Source organism: Hungatella sp. SL.1.14, assembly GCF_024460495.1.
Classification (GTDB): domain Bacteria; phylum Bacillota; class Clostridia; order Lachnospirales; family Lachnospiraceae; genus Hungatella; species Hungatella hathewayi.
The window spans coordinates 47,775-68,817 of record NZ_JANFYJ010000007.1 but is presented as its reverse complement, the minus strand read 5'-3'; the positions used below and the strand labels follow the sequence as shown (position 1 = coordinate 68,817).

Here is a 21,043-nt window from a genome sequence, read left to right as displayed (position 1 = left end):
GGTGTCTGCTCCTTTCCTTATTGGAAAGAGCCTTGATATGACTTGTGTTTATCATAACACATACAAGGCTCATTTGCATTAGATTGCGTCCAATTTGTCAATGACCTTTTCAAACTGTCGGCGTTTAATCTGTATGCGGTTGCCATTCATAATGAGCCAGCCAGCGTCCTTGTTTTCCTCTGCCAAGCGTCTTAACTTGTTTTCTCCGATACGGAAATACTTTGACGCTTCTTCAATGGTAAGGGTGTATTTTTCCCATACAGGAATATCGTTGTTATTCATCAGATACCCCCTTTCCCATGTTTCGTGTCATACTGGATATAGGGGATAAGGTCGGTGCGGTCTATCCTCTGTAAGTGGGCGGTTAGTTTGCTGGAAAGGGAATTGCTGTATCTTGCCTTATCAAGCATAGTTCCCACTTTTTCCAGTCCACCTAATGCGTCATGTTCTTCCAAGAAGTAAAAACTTTTCACAGCGGAAATCACGCCACCCTCTGTGAGCCATTGCTGTGTTTCCTCAAGAGAATTATGTAGTTTCGGTACTTGCAGTTTTAAGACTTCCACAGCCCCTAAAAAGCGTTCCCAAAACCGACACGTTTTCCATCTGCTCTTATTACTTTCATTTCTGTTTGGCACGACAAAGCGTAGGTTGTTTGCCAATAGCCCGAAAGCCAGTTCCCCAAGTTCCAGCGGTCTGTCCTTGAATGTCATGGCAAAAGCATGAGCCTTATCATCACGCAGTTGCATTTCTGTCCGTTTCCAACTGCCGACTTCATCAAGTGTCTTATTATGTTTTGAACAGACTTCCTTATCTTTATCATAAAAGCGGTAGGACAATCCCGATTTACCAGCACCGATATAAACAGTCTTTGCGGTGTCGAAATCATCAAACTTGCTTTCGTCAAAGTGGTAACCCTCACTATTCGAGATAAATTCTTCTTTTTCGCATTTCTTCTTTATCTGCTCTATGGTAAAGAATGGCTTTTCGTTTTTATCATCAATGGCAATATCAAGTCTTGTGAAATGGAAGTTATCCAGTCCGTATCTTCGCTCGCAACGTCGGAACATATCCCCAAAGGTATAATTCCTATTGTTGAGAATACGGGAAATATCATCACAACCTCTGCCAGTCATAACAAGATAACAGCCTAGCCCCTGTGGGTTATCCTCTGTCTTTCTTGCGTCTCCCGATACATAAATATCTCCAATCTGCCAGCGTGCTTGATAAGTCTTGAATTTTATCATTGCTGGATAAACATTGAAAATGTCAGTCGGTAAATCTAAAATGTGCATGATTACATCTTCAGCGGTTGCCGTTTCAAATACAATGCTGATGTAATCAATCTTAACGGATAAATTTTTGTGTGTAGTTATAGTGCATTTCTCCTTTCGTATGCCCCGTTTTTTTGCGGGGTAAAAATTGTGTTTTTTCCTTTATTTATTACAGTTTCTAGGTACTATGACATGTATACGCAGGGCGGTGTTACATATACGCCCTTTACGAACGCCTAAAGGCGTTCCCTTTCCAAAAGGAACTGTCTGTCCGAACACGTCTGGGGGACGTGCCCCTTCCAGCCAGCCCCTTTTGGAAACCACTATTTTCGGTCTGACAGTCCATGCTTATTCATGCTATCAAAGTGAAAATATATCTTCTCTATGCTTACTCAAGCGTGTGATTGACCCTAGCGTGCTTAATCACTCCATCTGATACGATAATAACGCCATTAGAATTACTTGTCAAGAAGTTTTTGTTGACTTTTCAATATAAATTAAGTATGATATGCTTACAAACACCAAGAAAAGCAACGAAAGGAGCGGTTATACTAAGTTATGGAGCATTATGAAAAGAAAATCAGTTTCTTAGGAGAGAACATACAGACCATAAGAAAACACAGAGGAATGAAGCAACAAGAACTTGCGGACAAAATCGGTATCAATATGCAGAGCCTTTCCAAGATTGAACGTGGCGTGAATTATCCTACCTTTGATACACTAGAAAAGATAATGGACGTGCTGGGTGTAACGCCCAATGAATTATTATCGGGAGAATGGAAGTATGTTAATCAAGCCGAAAAGGAAGTCTGTCAGTTTTTAAGAATTGAAGAAAGACTAAATGCAGAACTGAAACATGGGCATTATGACAATTTCTTTGACAGCGAGGAAGAATGGCTGGAATATGAGTTAGAGAAGTTACGGGAATATATTACCGACTACATCAACGGGAAAAGCATTGTAGCGTCCGACCTTTACCCAATCAAAGAATTTATCCAGCATTTGAAATTTCAAAAACTGTTAGACCGCTATGATGATTTATACAGCATGGATATGTTCGGGGAAAGCATAGAGGGGCATAAATATAGGACACCATATCAAGTCGTAAAAATGATAAACCCCAATTCAAAAGAAGATATGGAATTATTACGGGAAGTATTGAAAAATAACCATTTTGATGATGAGGACGAATAGCTTTTTTCCTCTTTGTAGAAGATACAGCAAACAAAAAGCCCAGTAAAGAGTGCAAAGCACCACCAATGGTGGCAAGGCTCTTGACAGGGCTTTTTCTTTTCTGTTTCTGGCAGACAAGAGGAAACAAGGTGTAGTGTCATGAGTTTATCGACAATCAGACAAAGGCGACGCAAGTATCACAGTATGAGCTTATGCTCCATAAGGATAGTAACTGGAAAATTGTAACATAATTATTGACGGCGTATAATCTCATGGAAAAAAATACGCCGTCATAAAATAATAAGAAAACAGTATAAAAACATTGACTTTTAGAGATTGAGTATTATAATAAAAATGACAAGTATACTTGGTATTTTTGGAAAGGGGTAATATAAATGGATAAAGAAAAAATACTGTCACAAAACAAAAAAGATAACTTATATCTTGATGAGTATGAAAAACACATTAAACTTAAAGGGAAATCTTTTGGGCTAATATTTGTGTTGCTTGTCTGCATTTTAATCTTTGTTATTAAGGTTATTTGTAAAGAACCTTACAATGACATAATGACAATTATTTGGTCGGTAGCATTTGGATATATGAGTTATGAAGCATATCTTTCAAGAAGTAAACCTAAATTTGTTACTGCCCTATTCTTTGTCCTATTTATGTTGTATTACTTTTATAAATTTTTGACAGCAGGTTTGTAATATGAACGAACATTTAATTTTAAAAAATAGATTAAAAGAGGTGCGAAAAGAAAAAAAATTATCGCAAACGGAATTAGCAGAAATGGTTGGAGTTTCCCGTAACACAATAAGTTCTATTGAAACAGGACAGTTCAATCCAACAGCAAAATTAGCATTAGTGCTTTGTATAGCTTTAGATAAAAAATTTGAGGAATTATTTTATTTTGATTAAGGAGTGTATGATTATGGAAATAGAAGAAGTGGTTGTTGAAATAGTTATGGGATTGTTTTTATTATTTTTATCTTATCAAGTGGGTATAAAAGAAAATATTACTTTCTTACATAGTTATCATTATACACATCTCAACCCAAAAGATAAAAAAGCGTTTACAAAAAGAATAGGAATAGGTTCTCTGCTGGTTAGCATTGGCGTTATTGCTATGCCGATTATCAATTTAATCTCTCATTCTGAATTAGGCTACTACATAGGGCTTACTTTGATTGTTGTAGGAGTGTTTTATATCATATTCATCATTGTAAAATACAACGGAAAACTTATTAGCTTTAAAAAGTAGAATTGAGGTATGAATATAATAGGAATAAAAAAACGAGATATAAAAAGGCGTTAAAGTTTGAAATCAAATGAAGTAATCAACGGAATAAACAAAGAAAATATAGGGAGAGGCACAGTTATTTGTGCTATCTCCCTTAGTCGTTTTATCATCATATCAAGGCTCATTCAATCGTGGTAAATTCGTGGTAAAATGAATGGTTTTCTATACTTCAAAATACTTGAAAGTATAGTGTTTATGCGGATAATCGAAAATTAGATATAAAATTTCATTTAAATCCTTTATCAGTTTACCATTTTTTCTTTAAATGACAAGCTCCTTTATAATAATTCTGTAAAATCGCGCCCGATAACGTTGTTTCTATCGACAAAATATGGTAAAGTAATAGTAGCTCTAATAACAATCTTTCAAACGATAGGAGGAATTACGTATTATGAAAAAGAGAGCATTAGCAGTAACACTGGCGGTCCTGATGGCGGCATCCTTAAGCGCATGCGGTTCTTCGAATTCCGGTTCCGGCAGCACAACAGCTGCTCCCGCGGAGACGACAACTGCCGCGGAAACAAAAGCGGCAGAAGCAGAGACAACAGCCGGTACCGCAGTAAAATCGGAATCTTCCGACGGTTATGAACTGGCTCTTGTTACCGATTTAGGTACCATCGACGACAAGTCCTTCAACCAGGGCGCCTGGGAGGGCATGAAAAAGTACGCCGAAGAAAACGGTATTTCCTACAAGTACTATCAGCCTCAGGAAGGAACGACAGACTCTTACTTAGAGACCATTGGTCTGGCCATTGAAGGCGGCGCGAAACTGGTTGTATGCCCTGGATTCTTATTTGAAGAGCCTGTTTATCTGGCACAGGACCAGTACAAGGACGTACATTTCATCCTTCTGGATGGCGAGCCTCACAGCGGCGACTACTCTGAATACAGAACGGAAGCCAATACCATGCCGATTCTGTTCCAGGAAGACGAGCCCGGCTTCCTCGCCGGATACGCAGCAGTAAAAGACGGCTATACCAAGCTGGGATTCTTAGGCGGTATGGCAGTTCCGGCCGTTATCCGTTACGGCTACGGCTTTGCGGAAGGCGCTGACTACGCAGCCAAAGAGATGGGCGTGGACGGCATCGAGATCATGTATAACTACACAGGCGCATTTGCGGCGACACCGGAAGCACAGTCCATGGCTGCATCCTGGTATCAGAACGGCACGGAAGTCATCTTCGGATGCGGCGGCGCAGTAGGCAACTCCGTTATGGCTGCTGCTGAAGAAAAGAGCGCCAAGGTCATCGGCGTTGACGTTGACCAGAGTTATGAATCCGACACAGTAATCACTTCCGCTATGAAACAGCTTTCCGTATCTGTTTACGACGGCGTAAGAGATTTCTATGCAGGCAGCTTCCCGGGCGGCAAGACCAGCATCTTCTCTGCAAAGAACGACGGTATCGGTCTTCCAATGGAGACCTCCAAGTTTACGAACTTCACACAGGCAGATTACGACGCGGTCTACTCTCAGTTAAAGGATGGCAAGATCACTCTCGTACAGCCTTCTGAAGACAACAACGACCCAACCAAGGATTTAACGCTTGAAAAGACAACTATCAACTTCGTAGAATAATCGAGTCTGCATAAGAAAGGAGATGGCGTTTGATTTCCCAGTCACAACTGAAGACGGGTATCTTACGCCATCTCCTTTTTTTGCACTGCAAGGGGGTTCCCATGGATGATTATATTATCGAGATGCTGAATATTACGAAAGAATTTCCCGGCATCATCGCCAACGACAACATCACTCTGCAGCTGAAAAAGGGCGAGATTCACGCTCTTCTCGGCGAAAACGGAGCAGGAAAATCGACACTCATGAGCGTTCTGTTCGGCCTCTATCAGCCCGAAGCAGGCGTCATTAAGGTCAGAGGAAAAGAAGAAAAGATTACTGGACCGCTGGATGCCAACGCGCTGGGCATCGGCATGGTTCACCAGCATTTTAAGCTGGTACATAATTTTACCGTTCTCCAGAACATCGTCCTCGGTATGGAGACTACCAGACACGGCTTTTTGAAAATGGACGACGCCCGGAAAAAAATCATGGATTTAAGTGAGAAATACCAGCTCACCATCGATCCCGACGCGCTGATCTCCGACATCACGGTCGGCATGCAGCAGAGAGTCGAGATCTTAAAAATGCTTTACCGTGACAATGAAATCATGATCTTCGATGAGCCCACCGCCGTCTTAACCCCACAGGAAATTGACGAACTGATGCAGATCATGAGGGACTTAGTGAAAGAGGGAAAGTCCATCCTCTTCATCACTCATAAGCTGAACGAAATCAAGGCGGTTGCCGACCGGTGCACGGTCCTGCGCCGTGGAAAATATATCGGAACCGTAGACGTAAAAGACACCACGCCGGAGGAAATGTCCGAGATGATGGTGGGCCGCAAGGTGAATCTGACTGTGGAAAAGGGCCCCGCCTCCCCGAAAGACGTGGTTCTGGAAGTAAAGAATTTATCCGTCAGAGCCAACAAAGAGGGGCACACCAAGAATCTGGTGAGCAACGTCACCTTCCAGGTTCGAAAAGGTGAAATCGTCTGTATCGCGGGTATCGACGGCAACGGCCAGACGGAGCTGATCCACGCCATCACCGGACTGGCTGAGATGAGTGAGGGAACGGTGCTGTTAAACGGCCAGGATGTGACGAAAAAGAGCATCCGCTATAAAAATACCCACGGCCTCTCCCATATCCCGGAGGACCGCCACAAACACGGTCTCGTCCTGGACTATAATCTGGGCTATAACCTGGTGCTCCAGCAGTATTTTGAGAAGGATTTTCAGAAGTACTCTTTTTTAAAGAATGACAGCATCTACGGTTACTCGGAAAAGCTGATTGAAAGTTACGATATCCGGAGCAGCGAAGGCCCCTACACCAGCGCCCGAAGCATGTCCGGTGGCAACCAGCAGAAGGCGATCGTGGCCAGGGAGGTTACCAGGGACCACGACATCCTGCTGGCGGTACAGCCTACGAGAGGTCTTGACGTGGGCGCCATCGAATATATCCACAAGGAGTTAATCAAGCAGCGTGACGCGGGCGCCGCGATTCTGCTGGTATCCCTGGAGCTGGACGAGGTCATGAACTTAAGCGACCGGATTCTCGTCATGTTCGAGGGCTCTGTTGTGGCTGATTTAGATCCCAAGAAAGTTACAGTACAGGAATTAGGCCTCTACATGGCCGGTTCAAAGAAAGAAGGTGGCCAATCATGAAACAGAAGCAACCACGGGATTACACTGGCGTACTATCTTCCATCTTTGCCATCGTGCTGGGACTGATCGTCGGCCTGATCATCCTGTTCCTCTGCAATCCGGCCCAGGCACTGCCCGGATTTGCAACGATTCTGACGGGGGCGTTTACCCACGGGGCCAAGGGCGTCGGGCAGGTATTCTACTATGCGACTCCCATCATTTTAACCGGTCTCTCCGTTGGCTTTGCCTTTAAAACGGGACTCTTCAACATCGGAACGCCGGGCCAGTTTATCATGGGCGGCTTTGGAGCCGTCTACGTAGGGATTCTGTGGACCTCCTTAGGGCCGGCACACTGGTTTGTGGCTCTGCTTGCCAGCGTTGTCATGGGCGCCGTATGGGGCCTCGTTCCGGGTCTGTTAAAGGCCTATTATAACGTCAATGAGGTAATCGCCTCCATTATGATGAACTATATCGGCATGTATCTCGTCAACTGGATTGTAAAGAGCAGCAAGCCACTGTTTAACAATCTGAGGAATGAATCGAGAAACGTGGCGGCTACCGCAAATATTCCGAAGATGGGGCTGGATAAGATATTCCCCGGCTCCAGTGTCAACGGAGGCATCATCATTGCCATTATCGTGGTCATCCTGATTTATCTGCTGTTAAACAAGACCACATTCGGTTATGAGCTGAAAGCGGTCGGCTTCAACCGCGATGCCAGCAAATACGCCGGCATCAATGAGAAGAAAAGCATCATCATGTCCATGATGATCGCAGGCGCCATCGCCGGACTGGCCGGCGGCCTCCTCTATCTGGCCGGAACCGGAAAACACATCGAGATCAAGGATGTTCTGGCTTCCGAAGGCTTTACCGGAATCTCCGTCGCCCTGCTGGGACTCAGCAATCCGATCGGCGTTCTGTTCTCCGGCATCTTTATCGCCTACTTAACGGCAGGAGGATTTTATCTGCAGCTGTTTGAATTTTCAACGGAAATCATCGATATTATTGTGGCGGTTATCATCTATTTCAGCGCCTTTGCCCTTATGGTGAAGATGCTGATCGGAAGGGTGCAGAAGGCGCGCCATGAAAAAGAAGAGGCCCAGGCGAAAGGAGGAGGAGACGCATGAGTGTTATTTATTTCATCTTTCAGCAGACCATGTATTTTATGATTCCTCTTATGATCGTGGCTTTGGGTGCCATGTTCTCGGAGCGCAGCGGTATCATCAATATCGCTCTCGAAGGAATTATGACCATGGGTGCGTTTACCGGAATCCTGTTCATCCATTTTACGGGAGGTACCATGAGCGGCCAGATGCAGCTGATTCTGGCAGTCTTAATCTCCATGGCGACTGGCATGTTTTTCTCCCTGTTCCATGGATATGCCTCTATCAACATGAAGGCGAACCAGGTTATCAGCGGTACCGCCTTAAACATGTTCGCCCCCGCGTTCGCCATCTTCGTGGCCCGCGTCATCCAGGGCGTGCAGCAGGTACAGTTTACCAATACCTTCCGTATCACCTCCGTTCCCGTGCTGGGTAAGATACCGTTTATCGGACCGCTGCTGTTCCAGAACGCCTATATCACCACCTACATTGGAATCGGAATTTTTGTAATTTCCACGATTGTACTTTATAAGACGCGGTTTGGCCTGCGCCTGCGCTCCTGCGGCGAGCATCCCCAGGCGGCCGATGCGGCGGGCATCAACGTCTACCACATGCAGTATGCGGGCGTCCTGATCTCAGGCGCGCTCGGAGGCTTAGGCGGCCTGGTATTCGTCGTTCCGACCTCCACCAACTTTAACGCCGATGTAGCCGGGTACGGCTTCCTGGCTCTGGCTGTACTGATCTTCGGTCAGTGGAAGCCGGTCAAGATCATGTTCGCTTCCCTGTTCTTCGGACTGATGAAGGCAGTGGCGGCTGCATACTCCGGAATTCCGTTCTTAAGCAGCCTCGGAATTCCCAGCTATTTTTACAAGATGGTGCCGTATATCATCACGCTGATCGTGCTGGTATTTACATCGAAAAATTCCCAGGCTCCGAAGGCGGAAGGCGTGCCTTACGACAAGGGACAGAGATAAAAAGCATACTGAAATCAAAGAAATCCTCCCAGCCGCAGCGTTTACTGATACAGCCGCGGCCGGGAGGACTTCTTGCTGTCCGGCAGATAAAGCAGATCCCGTTGCACCTTTTTCTTTCCGTGTGGTATAATGTGCCCTGAGGAGGTAATCATCATGACACCATTAAAAGAACTGTTACAGAAGGCGGATCAATTAAAAACCGGCCGCCAACAGGATATAGCCATTACGGAAGAAACCATAAGGGAACTCCACAGAACAGCCGCAGCCGAAAGCGGCTCCACTCCGTCAGATTCCTACCGCACCGGCATGCCGGCCGATGCAGACAGCGGATATCAGCCGCCTCAGCCGGAGGATGTTCCAAGGCTGACCGGCCATCTGGCGGATCAGATCCGCTCCTCAAAGTCCTCGCTCCACCCCATCGAACTGGCAGCCATGGCCGGGAAACGGCTGATTGATATTCAGCCGTTTGACCGCGGGAATGAAGAGACTGCGTTTCTTCTCATGAACCTGATTCTGGCTTCTGCAGGTTACTGTCCCGTTACTGTCGGTATCGAACGCCGGGAAGCATACCGGCAGGCCCTCTCCGCTTCCGGAAAGGAGTACGACATGGAGCCGTTCACCCGCCTGATTGCCGGATGGATACTGGAAAGGGCGAAAACCTGAGTACACAGCCGCTCTCTTAACGGAAAAACGGCCGATCCCCTCCGGTATCTCTTACCGTTTTTCCGAAATATCAAGTTTGAACTCAAATCTGCAGTCATCCTCGCACCACATGCAGAAGTTGGTTCCCCATTTATTGTTAAACAGATTGAACGAAAATCCCTTTCTCAAATCCGGCAGCCTGCGATAATCATCGTAGAGATTCCGTCCGCCTGCGCTGACTAACGGGGCATGCACGGTCTCAATTGCCATTTTTCCGTCGGAACCATCATAGACCAGCCGTTCCACACAGTGCTGGAGGCGGTTGCCGCCTCTCAAGACGTTAAGCGGCGAGACGGGGACTCCCATTTTTTCCATCAGCCAGCGGTTCGGGTTCTCCGTATCAGGGATAAAGTCGAACCAAAGGGCTTCCGGCATGCGGTTTGCGTCTTTGCCAAACCAGGACACGCTGCAGGTGATCTGCGGGCCAAACACGTATTTTATCTGAGCCGCCCGCGGACAGCCGTATTTTTCTGCCGCTTCGGCGTCCCCCGCCAGGTCAATAAGAAGTTCCTCTCCGCAGACCCTCAAATCCCTGACGCTGAATTCATAATACCGGTTCTCCAAATCTTCTACAAACTCCAGCCCCGGTTTGGAGAAATCGCCCTCCGACCAGCAGCCATTTTCATAGAATGCCCGGTTGTAGCGGTAGTAGTTCTGGACACAGTTCAGCGCATTGAAGGTCTCATATCCCAGCCGGCCGATGGCTCCGTCCTTTGCCCAGTCTCTGCCTCCCCGTTCCAGTTTTCTTATGGCTCCGCTTCCATCGACTGCCGCTTTCCAGCCGCCGATTTCCAGGATTTCTCCCACGCAGACCCTGCGGCCTTCGGACTCTTCCTTTACCGGTATGCAGCCTGTGAGCGCACGTTCCGCCTCCGCTTTTAAATCGGCAGGCAGTTCTTCCAACGCCTTCTTTAAATATTCCCTCTGCTCCTCATGAGAGCTCTCATAATACCGGTAAGATCCGGTAAAGACACCGCCGCGGTACCGTTTGAAATCAATGTCCAGTACTTCGCGCATCTGTGCATTTCTGTTTGTTAAGAATTCCAGAGTCGTCTCGTCCGCCGTCCTGGCCTTCTGAAAGTCTTCCTTGGTCCAGTTCTTAAAGTCGGCCAGATATTTCTTGTAATCCAGCCCCCAGGTATGCTCTGCGATCAGCATCAGATTCATCATAAATGCATCATAGCCTTCACAATCCCTGGAAAACCGGCCTTCCCTCTGCCATTGATCTTTAAGCCGGATTAATTCGCGGTAGCGGCTGACCTTCCACGGATCAGAACCAATGCCGTGAATCCAGGTGTCCCCAATCTCTTCCTCGATCACAGGCAGCGTCTCTTCCACTGCCAGAAGGCTTTCGGCATACGCATCCAGGGTGGAGGCTTCCACAACGGCGTTGGGATACAGCTTTCTAATCCGCTCGTATTCCGCTTCCACCTCCTCTGCCGACTGCGGTCCCAGATTATCGCCTGTATGGGCGAACTCCAGCACCTCATCCATCCCTTCCACATACCCCGGCGCCCCGTACTGGGAAGAATACTGGACGATGATCTGCTTCGTTCCATGTCTCCAGACGAATGTCTGCGGAATCTCAGGTACCATGGATGAAGCGTTGACTCCGATATGCAGGAAACGGATTCCCTTATCTGCCAGCGCATCCACTACTGCGATCGTATGCCCCGGCACGTCGGTCATTTTGGCCGCAATGGTATGTCTTTTGTAACGCGCCTCCAGCCTGCTGCCCAGCTCCAGGCCATATTGGAATAAATCCATGTCCAGAAGCTCCGTGTGAGTGGTGCTGGCAATCCCGTGCCAGCAGATATCTCCTCTCTCAATGGCGGCCTCCAGTTCGCTTAAGGCCTTCGCATCTGCATGTTTTAAATAGTAATCAATCAGGTACGATCCCACCGTCCAGATAAACCGTTTTTCCTTTCCTCCATTCATCTCCTCTGCCAGGCGGACGGAATGAGGGATATATTCCTTTACATAACGGTCCAGTACATTCCGGCCCATATCCGTGAAGCCGATGTCTAAGTGAGTCTTGTATACGACGTGCACTTTCTTGATTTTCTGATAATCCATGATACTCCTCCATTGATTAAGGCTTATTTTACTGAAGCGGCAATCACAGCCACCGGTTCTTTTTTATCGGCTCCGGCCGGCCGGACGCGGTATTTCTTTACAGCCGCCGGAATAATAAAGGTTTCTCCATAATGAACTTCAAAGGGTTCAAAGGCGCCTTCCGGACTTTCAATAAACGCTTTCTCCCCTTCCACCAGGTTCAGCACGTGAACGCTGTCTTCCATGGAACATTCTACCGGCTTTGTCAGTGTGTAACGGTGGGTTTCGATAAACTCCCGGCTGTGAAGTCCCGTACGTTCCAGCTTAAGGCCTTCCTCCTCCCGTATGGTCCGTTCCTGATGAACCAGATTGTCGTATACCCAGTCCGTATCGCGGTCCCACTGGATGTTCGCTGCTCCGTGCTCTAAATGGATGGGGCGCGGAAGACCGTCCAGGCCCACTCTGCCCCAGTCCCACAGCTTAAAGGTAAAGATATAAGGCGTGGCGCTGATTTCCAGCACCATGGCATTCTTTCCGGAACAGTGGATCGTTCCGGCCGGGATCAGAACGTGATCGTGCTTCTTCACCGGAATCCGGTTCACGTAATGCTCTGCCGGAAAGAGGATTTTCCCCTCTCTCGCCTCCTCTAAATCGTGGAACATGGCGTCTCTGTCCACGTCCTTTTTAACGCCCAGATAGACACAGGCGTCGTCTCCTGCATCCAGAATATAGTAACTCTCATCCTGGGTATAATGCATCCCGAACTGATCCTGGATATATTCGGTCAAAGGGTGCACCTGCAGTGATAAGTTTCCGCCTCCCATGGTATCCAGAAGGTCGAAGCGGATAGGGAATTCTGCCCCGAACCTTGCATGGACACGGTCGCCCAGCAGCTTTACCGGCTGGTACAGCACCAGGTCCATGGCCGGAATTTCCACCGTCACCTCGCCGAATTTTAAGTTTAAGCTGTTCTCCTCCGGCACGCCGTCAAAGCTCCAGGCAAAATTATCTTCCGACGGGTCCAGACCGAATCTGGTTTTCATCCACTGGCCGCCCCACACGCCGGGATCGAAGTAGGGCTGCAGGCGGAACGGCTCGCTGCTGACTCTGCAGAGCGCCTCCCGGAACGCTTCCCCGGTGATCATCTTCGGATTATTTCTCTCATTGGTATCCACTACATAATCGAACCGCTGGAACCGCTCCTTTTTATAGCGGTCCGCCAGCCTCCATTCAATAAAAAAGCCCCGTTTGTATTTACTTAAGACCGGATCCCCGGTATTGGAACAATTCCAGTTAGGCATTCCGGCCCGGTAACGGAGCTGGATCTCCCAGCGGGCCATATCAAAATATACGTACACATCCCCGTATGTAATATAGGAAGCGCCGGTGCCGTACACCACCACAAGACCCGATTCCGTCTCTTCCACCGCTTTTCTTGCCGCTTCCAGCTTCTCCTCCGAAAAACAGTCCTTAAAGCTCTTATGGCATATCACGCCAAAGACCCGGTCATCGGTTAAATAGTCCTTCCACTGTGCGGTCAGCTCCTCTTCCGGAACTGCGCACGCATCTGCATCGATGAGCAGCGCCGGTTCCAGCTGTTTTAAAAGTCCGGCAGCCTCTTCCCGGTCCACGCCGGGATAGAAATCACAGACGATCACCCGTTTTCCCGCTTTCTCTTCTGCTTTTAGCTGAGCCAGAACAGCACAGCCGCCTTCCAGGGCGTGCCCCTCATATCCTTTTATCTCTTTATATGGATGCAAATCGTAATTTCCATAGCCTTCCCGATTTATCATAACTTAGTTTCCTTCCATTGTATTCATTTCGCCCCGGTAACCGGTTCCATCACGGCGTACAGGCCCTCCATCGCGCGGATTGAAGTATCCGGCTCGGTAAATACAGCAGTTCCCGTATGCCTGCATACCTCACGCAGCTGCATTCCAAAGTGGGGAAAGCTCTTTGCGATCTGTCCGCCCAGCACCAGTCCCTGGGGCCGGAACGACTTGAGGAAAGGCGTCAGCGCTTCACTTACATCCTCACCAAATGCAGCAAAGACTTTCGCGGCCTCCTCGCTGCCGGCCTCTGCCAGTTCAAAAAGCTTCGCCCCGTCAACAGCCTCCGGCCGCGCAAATACGCCTTCCGTAAGCCTTTTTAGCCCTCTGACTGATACGTAATCATCGATCACGCCCTCTTTAAAGGGTGTATTGTAGATCCAGCCGTTTTCCGGTACGCCTCCGCCCGCTTTTTTTACAACACAGCCGTTTTCCACAAATGCAGAGCCGGCGCCTGTTCCAATGCACACGCACATCACCTTTTTACACCCGGCCATGCGTCCCTGCCGACAGGCGCCGATGGCAAACGCTTCTACATCGTGAAGAAACAGGAACCGGCAGCCGCGCGCCACGCTCTCGGTTTTGCCGATTCTCTCCAGCTGTTCCATCACACCCTCCCGGACGGGAATCCCGTAGACCGAATCGTATTTGTCCAGCCCTCTCATCAGGCTGATTCCCTTTTCATAGTCAAAGGGACCGGGAAATGCCATGCCAATCCCTTCCACCATCCGGTCTTTTGCCATCTCCTGTATGATACAGGCAAAATTCCGGAATATCTCCTCACGCCCCTCCTTCGCCCTTGCCGGAAAGGAACGGACGCGTTCCACCATCTCTCCGGACCGGGAAAAAAGCCCTGCTTTTATCCCGGTACCGCCGACATCCATCATCAGATAACAGGATTCCATACTCTTCCTTTCCCGGTCAGCATGAAGCTACGCCTTCTCTATGTAGAAGGCCAAAAGTCCCTCATTGTCTGTTTCACAGCTTTCAAGGGCTTCCGGCGCAGATACGTTCTCCATGGTTCTGACCGTATAGGCAAACTCGTAAAAGCCGCCTAAGTCTGCCTTAAAATTCGTTTCCCAAAAATTGTTCATCACCCAGGAATACAGCGGCCCGCGGTTCTTCCCTTCATCTGCTCCGTCACAGAGACGGACCGGCGACGCCTTTAGATCACCGAACACTGCCATGGGCGAGTCTTTGAACGCCGCCGTCACGATCCGGCCGTCCTGCTCCCACGCCACGCCGTTCTGGAGTAAATAAAAATCCTGGCAGCTTCCCGGAAGCTGATCGATACCGGGGCGGATCACACAGCCGGTCTTATCTAAATAGCTGACACCGCCGTCTCCCGCAGTAAATGGAAGTGCGATATAGAGGTTTTCCGGTTCCCATACACTGTTCTTATGAATCCGTACACGTGCCTCCAGCTTTCTCACAGTTTCATAGATTTTCAGATACACGTTGTAAAAACCGCAGCCCTCGAGGCTGTATTTCAACTCCACGGCCGTATAGACAGGACCGCGTTCCACCACCTCTATGCTCCTTAAACTGCTTTTGTACCGTCTGGTGGCGGTTGATTTCCGGTTTCGGCCCATACTTCTCCTGATCTCCTGTGGACCGCCCTCCATGGCGGTTATCTCGTAGATTCCTGAAAACGGCGCCTCCGTCCGGTCACTCCTTAAAAGCTCTCTTCCCCAGATCTTATCAGTAACAGACGAGATACCGGACTCCTGGTCAAACACCACGCGGTAATATGGCGTCTCCACACAGCCATGGTCCTTACGCAGCCCTGCTTCCATCAGATCGGCTACGCCTTCCGCCCCCATATAAGGAGTATTCCGATATGTAACCAGCGTTCTCCTGTGAACCAGCCGGATCTCCACATCTCTTTCTTCCTTCGGCTCCATAGCCAGTGCGATCTGGACCGCGGCAGCTCTGGCCGTCATACGGACCTGGCTCAAAATCACTTCTCCGGTGGCGCAGTCTCTCACCTCCACCGGTATCGCTGTATCATACCGGACACCTTCCACATACTCCCAATGCTCTATATACAAATCCACGCTGTCGTGAACCTTCCTGTTGTGAGGGTTGATAATCCGGTAACGCTGTCCTTTTTCGCTGCAGATGGTGATCTCCCCTCTTTTTGCCAGAAGCCGGTCCAGCCATTGGGAGGCCGCTGAATTCCCATTAACCGCGTAAGAGGCCTTCTTCCATTCCAGGCTTCCCACCAGCGGTTCCCACGGCTCTATGACAGAGGACGAGTATCCCCATGTATGTTCGGCGTACAGCATCATGTTTTCGGCCGCCTCTTCCTTTAATTCCTTTTCCCATGAATCCTCTTCTTCCGACAGCTTTCCGCAGATATCATACTTTCGCCTCGCATCCAGATAGATCCGGACGGCCGCAGGCGTTGATCCGACACCGTCTGCCCACCAGTCATTCCAGTCTCCCCGGTAACACGGTATTTCCCGGCACCGTTCCTTCACCGTTTCAAAAAACTGGTCCAGATTCACCATCTGAAACGTGATCTGTCCCCCGTACACCCGGTTCAGCTCATTGACCCGCTCTGCCACGGCCATGCTGGGAGGCGCATTGTCCGTGATGCAGCCCGAAATCATAAAAGGTACGAAATCCCAGGGATACCCCTCAGCCTCCAGATTCTCCAGGTAGCGCCCCAGACGGATTCTTCCGATCTCCCGCTCCCTCTCATCCGTGTCTTTAGAGGATCGGTTCAGGATCATATGGCGATTCATGGGGTCATGAAACTCATCCCTGATCTGATACGTATTTCCCCCGTGAGGGGCAAAGAACAGCTCGTTTCCCAGATGGTAGTAGTCTCCGTTCCAGACAAGAATTCTGTTTCCCTTCGGTGTTTCCCAGTAAAATGGAAGCTGTTTCTTATACAGGGGAAACATGCCGTGATGGGGATGAATACAGGTAAAGAAATTCGTCACACCGTGATCATACAGGGCATCCCCGTATCCCCATGCCATGCCGTTGATATCCGCACACATACCGCTTACAACCGGCCGTCCGATCCGTTCTCCGTATTCTTCCGCCAGACGGATTCTGCTGTCTAAAACATCTGCAGATACCAGCTCTGTCATATTTAAGTAATTGCCGGACAATCCGATCTCACCGGTCTTTACATAGCGCTCGAAGTCCCGGATGTACGGTTCCGGCGCATTCTCATAAAAGTTCCTGACCTGCCAGAAATTCTCACACTGCCATACGAAGCCTTTCGCGTCTTCTGCCCTGCCGTCGTGAATTCTGTTTAAAATATCGATGGCCTGCATCACAAAATCACAGTGGTATCTCATAATTTTATCCTGGCGCTCCGTGTACCCGATGTCGGTATGGGAGTGATGAATCAGATACACCTTCCAGGCTTTCTTACATGCCATATTCTTCCTCCTGTTCCACAGCCCATTTCCCGATCCGGTTCATCTTGCAGAATCCCGCTTCTGCCGGATCGCGGTGCCGCTTCATCCAGTCTGCAAAGTTGTTTTTCATTTCCAGCAGAAGCGGAGCCCACTCCGCTTTCCGTGCCAGATTATTCATCTCAAACGGGTCCGCCTCCAGATCGAAGAGCTGATCCATATCACCTGCGGTGAAGATATATTTATATCTCCCCTTCCGGTACATCCGCTGGGTCGCTACGATATCCAGCGCCCCCATTCCCTCGGTCACGATCTCATCGCTCCATGCCTGTTCCGGGTTTGTGATAAATCCGCTTAGATCACGGCCGTCTCCGAAGCCGTGGTCATCCTCCGGCACAAAGCCTGCCTGCCCCAAAATTGTGGCATAGATATCACACGTGCCCACCAGCGCCTTCTGATGATACCCTTTTAAGCCTTCCCCAATCTCCGCTCCATCGGCTGCCGGTTTTATCATAAGAGGGATTCTGGCGGTGTCATCATACATTCCGTAGGACTTGTTCTCCAGCTTTCCGTGGCAGCCCTGATTGTCCCCATGATCAGCGGAAAACAGAATCACCGTGTCATCATAAAGCCCGTTGTCCTTCAGCCATGTAAGATATCTTCCGATCTGACTGTCAATGTGGCTGACACATGCATAGTAATGGCGCAGCGTCTCCTGGAAAAACGTCCAGTTTTTCTCCGGTCTTCTGAGCATCTCGTAGATCCGCGGCATATTCTCCGCCGGTTCCTCAAAGCTGGGCCACTGCGGAAGCTCCATATGGCGGTAGACATCCAGCCAGGCAGAAGGTGCGAAGAACGGTTCGTGGGGGCCCCAGAAGTTTAAGTTCATGAAAAACGGCTTTCCCAGTCCCGCCATCTCTTCCGTCAGCCTGATGGCCCGTTCAGTTACATAATATTCAATTGTCGTTTCAACCGGTGAAACCACCTCCCCCATAAAGGAGTGGTCCCCCGGCCTGCGGTCCGGCCCCTGATTGATGATCTCAAGGGTGAGTCCGTGATCCCTTAAATACTCCTGATACTGCGGATAAGCCCAGCCGCCGTTTCCATGGCCCGGAAAATCGTCTCCCAGATAGCCAACATCTGTGGGAAGCGTGCCGTACCCCATGTAGGCCGCGCCTTCCATACTTCCGTGCTTCAGCCGGTCCAGCAGAATCTGCCCCTCTGCCGACGCCTCTTTATCCCGTCCAAAGCCCAGATGCCATTTCCCGGTATAGGCCGCGGTATAGCCGGCCCGGAGGAGCCTCCGGCTGAGTAAGTAATCCGTATCCTGAAGCTCATGGGTTCTCGTTCCGGTCTGGTATAAATTGGTCTCCATTCCGGTCTTCGACGGATACAGTCCCGTCTGCATGGAACATCGGGCCGGTGAACAGACCGGATTGCTGGCATATGCGTGGTCGAACACCACGCTCTCCGCCGCCAGGGCATCCAGGTTCGGCGTGCGGCATACGGTATCCCTGCAGTATGCCGACAGCGTATCGGTCCGGTGCTGATCCGTACAGATAAAGACAATGTTTTTCTTTTTCATGCAATTCTCCATTTCCTTTACAGCTCTACCGAATATTTATACCGTTCTCCGGGATAATAGCAGATTGTGTACTCCAGGACGTCGTTATCCTGGTCGTACGTATTGCGGATCCGTTTAAACACAGGCTGTCCGGGATCAATATTTAAGAATTTCCCTGTCACTTCCGTGGCTAAAACCGCTTCAAATGTATCCCTGCCCCTGGCTATCACGATGCCGTATTCTTCCTTTAAGAGCTTATACAGCGAATCTTTATACAAATCGTTGTCAATGGGCAGACGGTACTTGTTGGTCAGCCATGTGATGGAATACACAACAGGAATATTCTGTGCACAGCGAACCCGCTCCAGCTTATAGCAGTAACTGTCCTGATCCAGTTTTAAGTTCTCAGCCACTGTTTTTCCGGCCCTTTCCCGGCTCATGACGCAGTGACTGGTCATCATGGTGATGCCGTGGCGGCCCATTTCCTCGGAGAAGCTGATCACCTGCTTTAAATTCTCGTCTATTTTATTAAATACCACGGTGGTTCCGACGCCTCTGGAGCTTTGCAGATACCCTTCATTCACCAGTTCGCTGACTGCCTGGCGGACGGTGACCCGGCTCACATCGTATTTCTCCTGAAGCTGCCGTTCCGTCAGAAAGATATCGCCTTTCTTATATTTTTCTTCTTCGATCTCCTGCTTCAGGATCTCCTTCAGCTGATGGTACAGAGGCGGCGCACCTTTTTCCCGGTTAAGCATCGTTCTCCCCTCCTCTCTCACTTTGTCGTGTATACAAAACCGCTGTCAAAATTCTTCTGCAGAAGGATAAAGAGAATGATCGTCGGCAGAGACGCCACAAGGCACGTCAAAAACAGCACCGGCACATTTCCCCTGTCCATGAGGGAAACCGTAGCCATCACGGTCCGTATCCCCTGTGTCTTGGTAAATGTCAGACCAAACATCAGATCGTTCCATGACCAGTTAAACTGTGACATGAATAAAATCGCAATCGGCGCCTTGGCCATGGGAACGAAGATCCGCGTCAGCACCTGAAGCTTTGATGCGCCATCCACTCTGGCAGACTCACTGATCTCCTTATCGATTCCCATAAAGAAATTGCGCAGTACAAACATGCAGAACGGAATGCAGATCGCCATATAAAACAGGATCATGCCGGTTCTCGTATCATAGAGCCCGACCCTGGAATACGCTTTATAGATGGGAATTAAGTAAATCTGAAACGGGAAAATCGTTCCGCTGTAAATAAACAGAAACCAGAACATCGGGTGCTTAATCCGTAAATGTGCAATTGCATACGCCGCCAGAATCGCCATAATGAGCGCTCCTCCGGCTCCCAGCACCGCGTACAGAAAGCTGCTGGCCATCCCGTCAAAGATCACTTTACTGTCAATGATGTATTTGAAATTCTCAAACAGCTGACTGCCCTTTGGAAGATCCCACAGGCTGCCTAAGTTGTACTCCTGTTTGCCCTTTAATGTATTCAGCAGTACAAAGACCACCGGTGCAATCCACACAAGGGTCATCAGACACAAAATGCCGTTAATCAGCCACTTATACTTACTCTTCATATCTTCCTCCCTTTCTCAGTCTTCCTGGAACGTATTTCTGATATTAAAATAAGAGACAATCAGAATGACAACCGTCAGCACCACGGCTACCGCCGCGCCCGCTCCAAGCCTTCCGTATGCGAAGGATTCCAGATACATGGTAAGCGCCAGCGTCTCACTGGTCCGGTAGGGACCTCCCTTTGTCATGACCCAGATGCTGTCGAATACCTTGAAGCTGTTTACCAGAGACATCAGAAGCACTACGATGATCGTAGGCTTTAACAGCGGCAGAATAACCTTCCGATACAGCTGTATCGTCCCTGCCCCTTCGATCTTTGCCGCCTCCACAGGGCTTCTGTCCATGCTGTTCAGCCCTGATATAAACAGCAGGATATTGAGTCCGATTCCCTGCCACAGTCCGGTTGCAATCATGATAAACGTATTCACGTATGGAATTGACAGCCAGTCATAGACCAGTTCATCCATTCCAAGCAGCTTAAAGATCTGGGGAAGTCCGGAAAGGGAGAGGATGGTTGCAATCACGATGCCGCCCACGGTCCCTGACAGTGCAGTTGGAAAATAGAATACATTTTTAAATCCTGACGGCCAGAAGCTGTTGGATATGAGAATTGCAAACAACAGGGGAATGATCAGAGAGACCACCAGAGAGCAGACTACCCAGATAATGGTATTCATGCAGGAAATTCTGAAATTGGGGTCCTGGAACAGTTTGACATAATTAGAAAAACCGGTAAACTTCATGGGAGAAAAGCCATCCCACTCAAAAAAGCTTAAATTAATGGTAAAAATAATAGAACTGATAAAAAAACAGCCGACGAACAGTACCGCTGGCGCCAGGTATAAGTAGTCGGTATTCCATTTTATTTTTCTGTTTTTCTTCTGCTCCTCCATGTTAATCCTCCTTACAGA

19 protein-coding genes and 1 pseudogene are annotated in these 21,043 nt (G+C 48.9%); 10 read left to right on the top strand and 10 right to left on the bottom strand.

The window, feature by feature from the left end; genetic code table 11:
- Positions 1–78: 78 nt before the first annotated feature.
- Positions 79–282 carry an excisionase gene (locus NE473_RS09560; protein WP_002610247.1) on the bottom strand — a complete coding sequence of 68 codons (204 nt, stop codon included), beginning with the start codon at positions 280–282 and terminating at the stop codon, positions 79–81.
- Entirely contained in the window at positions 282–1,343 is a 1,062-nt protein-coding gene (locus NE473_RS09555) for a replication initiation factor domain-containing protein (RefSeq protein ID WP_330639025.1), read from the bottom strand. Before NE473_RS09555 ends, NE473_RS09560 begins: the two co-directional genes overlap by 1 nt.
- 486 nt (positions 1,344–1,829) lie before the next feature.
- Here NE473_RS09555 and NE473_RS09550 point away from each other — a divergent pair, with 486 nt between their 5' ends.
- The 10 genes and pseudogenes from NE473_RS09550 (at position 1,830) to NE473_RS09510 (ending at position 9,682) form a co-directional block, all read left to right on the top strand.
- Entirely contained in the window at positions 1,830–2,465 is a 636-nt protein-coding gene (locus NE473_RS09550; RefSeq protein ID WP_003127055.1) for a helix-turn-helix domain-containing protein, read from the top strand.
- A gap of 140 nt (positions 2,466–2,605) precedes the next feature.
- Positions 2,606–2,695, top strand: a pseudogene (locus NE473_RS32820) (conjugal transfer protein); the annotation flags it as partial.
- Positions 2,696–2,839: 144 nt separating this feature from the next.
- Complete coding sequence (locus NE473_RS09545) at positions 2,840–3,154, top strand: DUF6442 family protein (protein ID WP_256265216.1); 315 nt, start codon at positions 2,840–2,842, stop codon at positions 3,152–3,154.
- 1 nt (position 3,155) lies between these two features.
- Positions 3,156–3,365, top strand: coding sequence for a helix-turn-helix transcriptional regulator (locus NE473_RS09540; RefSeq protein WP_003127053.1), 210 nt, complete (start codon positions 3,156–3,158; stop codon positions 3,363–3,365).
- Between the two features lie 13 nt (positions 3,366–3,378).
- The gene (locus NE473_RS09535; protein ID WP_003127052.1) at positions 3,379–3,708 is read left to right on the top strand and encodes a hypothetical protein; all 330 of its coding nucleotides are present in this window, start codon (positions 3,379–3,381) and stop codon (positions 3,706–3,708) included.
- A gap of 430 nt (positions 3,709–4,138) precedes the next feature.
- Positions 4,139–5,323: a BMP family lipoprotein gene (locus tag NE473_RS09530; RefSeq protein ID WP_006773995.1), complete on the top strand. Its 1,185-nt coding sequence runs from the start codon at positions 4,139–4,141 to the stop codon at positions 5,321–5,323.
- Between the two features lie 101 nt (positions 5,324–5,424).
- Entirely contained in the window at positions 5,425–6,963 is a 1,539-nt protein-coding gene (locus tag NE473_RS09525; RefSeq protein ID WP_006773996.1) for an ABC transporter ATP-binding protein, read from the top strand.
- A complete protein-coding gene (locus tag NE473_RS09520) occupies positions 6,960–8,069 on the top strand; it encodes an ABC transporter permease (RefSeq protein ID WP_006773997.1) in 1,110 nt (369 codons plus the stop codon). The genes NE473_RS09525 and NE473_RS09520 overlap by 4 nt, the downstream gene beginning before the upstream one ends.
- Positions 8,066–9,019, top strand: coding sequence for an ABC transporter permease (locus tag NE473_RS09515; RefSeq protein ID WP_006773998.1), 954 nt, complete (start codon positions 8,066–8,068; stop codon positions 9,017–9,019). The genes NE473_RS09520 and NE473_RS09515 overlap by 4 nt, the downstream gene beginning before the upstream one ends.
- Positions 9,020–9,172: 153 nt before the next feature.
- Positions 9,173–9,682, top strand: coding sequence for a Fic family protein (locus tag NE473_RS09510; protein WP_242866237.1), 510 nt, complete (start codon positions 9,173–9,175; stop codon positions 9,680–9,682).
- Between the two features lie 51 nt (positions 9,683–9,733).
- Here NE473_RS09510 and NE473_RS09505 read toward each other — a convergent pair whose 3' ends face one another.
- From NE473_RS09505 to NE473_RS09470, 8 genes are read right to left on the bottom strand one after another with little or no spacing between them, the layout of a single operon-like run.
- On the bottom strand, positions 9,734–11,797 hold the full coding sequence (locus NE473_RS09505) for a DUF5054 domain-containing protein (protein WP_055651757.1): 2,064 nt from the start codon (positions 11,795–11,797) through the stop codon (positions 9,734–9,736).
- A gap of 23 nt (positions 11,798–11,820) precedes the next feature.
- Positions 11,821–13,569, bottom strand: coding sequence for a class I mannose-6-phosphate isomerase (locus tag NE473_RS09500; protein ID WP_055651758.1), 1,749 nt, complete (start codon positions 13,567–13,569; stop codon positions 11,821–11,823).
- A 23-nt stretch (positions 13,570–13,592) separates the two neighbouring features.
- Positions 13,593–14,510 carry an ROK family protein gene (locus tag NE473_RS09495; RefSeq protein WP_055651759.1) on the bottom strand — a complete coding sequence of 306 codons (918 nt, stop codon included), beginning with the start codon at positions 14,508–14,510 and terminating at the stop codon, positions 13,593–13,595.
- 27 nt (positions 14,511–14,537) lie between these two features.
- On the bottom strand, positions 14,538–17,006 hold the full coding sequence (locus tag NE473_RS09490) for a glycoside hydrolase family 38 N-terminal domain-containing protein (protein WP_055651760.1): 2,469 nt from the start codon (positions 17,004–17,006) through the stop codon (positions 14,538–14,540).
- Complete coding sequence (locus tag NE473_RS09485; protein WP_055651761.1) at positions 16,996–18,567, bottom strand: sulfatase-like hydrolase/transferase; 1,572 nt, start codon at positions 18,565–18,567, stop codon at positions 16,996–16,998. The genes NE473_RS09490 and NE473_RS09485 overlap by 11 nt, the downstream gene beginning before the upstream one ends.
- Positions 18,568–18,584: 17 nt before the next feature.
- Positions 18,585–19,304: a GntR family transcriptional regulator gene (locus NE473_RS09480; protein ID WP_055651762.1), complete on the bottom strand. Its 720-nt coding sequence runs from the start codon at positions 19,302–19,304 to the stop codon at positions 18,585–18,587.
- A gap of 17 nt (positions 19,305–19,321) precedes the next feature.
- Positions 19,322–20,134 (bottom strand): carbohydrate ABC transporter permease, encoded by an 813-nt coding sequence (locus tag NE473_RS09475; RefSeq protein ID WP_055651763.1) that lies wholly within the window; start codon positions 20,132–20,134, stop codon positions 19,322–19,324.
- Between the two features lie 15 nt (positions 20,135–20,149).
- Entirely contained in the window at positions 20,150–21,025 is an 876-nt protein-coding gene (locus NE473_RS09470; protein WP_172682293.1) for a carbohydrate ABC transporter permease, read from the bottom strand.
- Positions 21,026–21,043 lie beyond the last annotated feature (18 nt).

Coding starts and splice junctions, on each gene's coding strand:
- NE473_RS09560 (WP_002610247.1), bottom strand. CDS start 282: ATGAATAACAACGATATTCCTGTATGGGAAAAATACACCCTTACCATT.
- NE473_RS09550 (WP_003127055.1), top strand. CDS start 1,830: ATGGAGCATTATGAAAAGAAAATCAGTTTCTTAGGAGAGAACATACAG.
- NE473_RS09545 (WP_256265216.1), top strand. CDS start 2,840: ATGGATAAAGAAAAAATACTGTCACAAAACAAAAAAGATAACTTATAT.
- NE473_RS09540 (WP_003127053.1), top strand. CDS start 3,156: ATGAACGAACATTTAATTTTAAAAAATAGATTAAAAGAGGTGCGAAAA.
- NE473_RS09535 (WP_003127052.1), top strand. CDS start 3,379: ATGGAAATAGAAGAAGTGGTTGTTGAAATAGTTATGGGATTGTTTTTA.
- NE473_RS09530 (WP_006773995.1), top strand. CDS start 4,139: ATGAAAAAGAGAGCATTAGCAGTAACACTGGCGGTCCTGATGGCGGCA.
- NE473_RS09525 (WP_006773996.1), top strand. CDS start 5,425: ATGGATGATTATATTATCGAGATGCTGAATATTACGAAAGAATTTCCC.
- NE473_RS09520 (WP_006773997.1), top strand. CDS start 6,960: ATGAAACAGAAGCAACCACGGGATTACACTGGCGTACTATCTTCCATC.
- NE473_RS09515 (WP_006773998.1), top strand. CDS start 8,066: ATGAGTGTTATTTATTTCATCTTTCAGCAGACCATGTATTTTATGATT.
- NE473_RS09510 (WP_242866237.1), top strand. CDS start 9,173: ATGACACCATTAAAAGAACTGTTACAGAAGGCGGATCAATTAAAAACC.
- NE473_RS09505 (WP_055651757.1), bottom strand. CDS start 11,797: ATGGATTATCAGAAAATCAAGAAAGTGCACGTCGTATACAAGACTCAC.
- NE473_RS09500 (WP_055651758.1), bottom strand. CDS start 13,569: ATGATAAATCGGGAAGGCTATGGAAATTACGATTTGCATCCATATAAA.
- NE473_RS09495 (WP_055651759.1), bottom strand. CDS start 14,510: ATGGAATCCTGTTATCTGATGATGGATGTCGGCGGTACCGGGATAAAA.
- NE473_RS09490 (WP_055651760.1), bottom strand. CDS start 17,006: ATGGCATGTAAGAAAGCCTGGAAGGTGTATCTGATTCATCACTCCCAT.
- NE473_RS09485 (WP_055651761.1), bottom strand. CDS start 18,567: ATGAAAAAGAAAAACATTGTCTTTATCTGTACGGATCAGCACCGGACC.
- NE473_RS09480 (WP_055651762.1), bottom strand. CDS start 19,304: ATGCTTAACCGGGAAAAAGGTGCGCCGCCTCTGTACCATCAGCTGAAG.
- NE473_RS09475 (WP_055651763.1), bottom strand. CDS start 20,134: ATGAAGAGTAAGTATAAGTGGCTGATTAACGGCATTTTGTGTCTGATG.
- NE473_RS09470 (WP_172682293.1), bottom strand. CDS start 21,025: ATGGAGGAGCAGAAGAAAAACAGAAAAATAAAATGGAATACCGACTAC.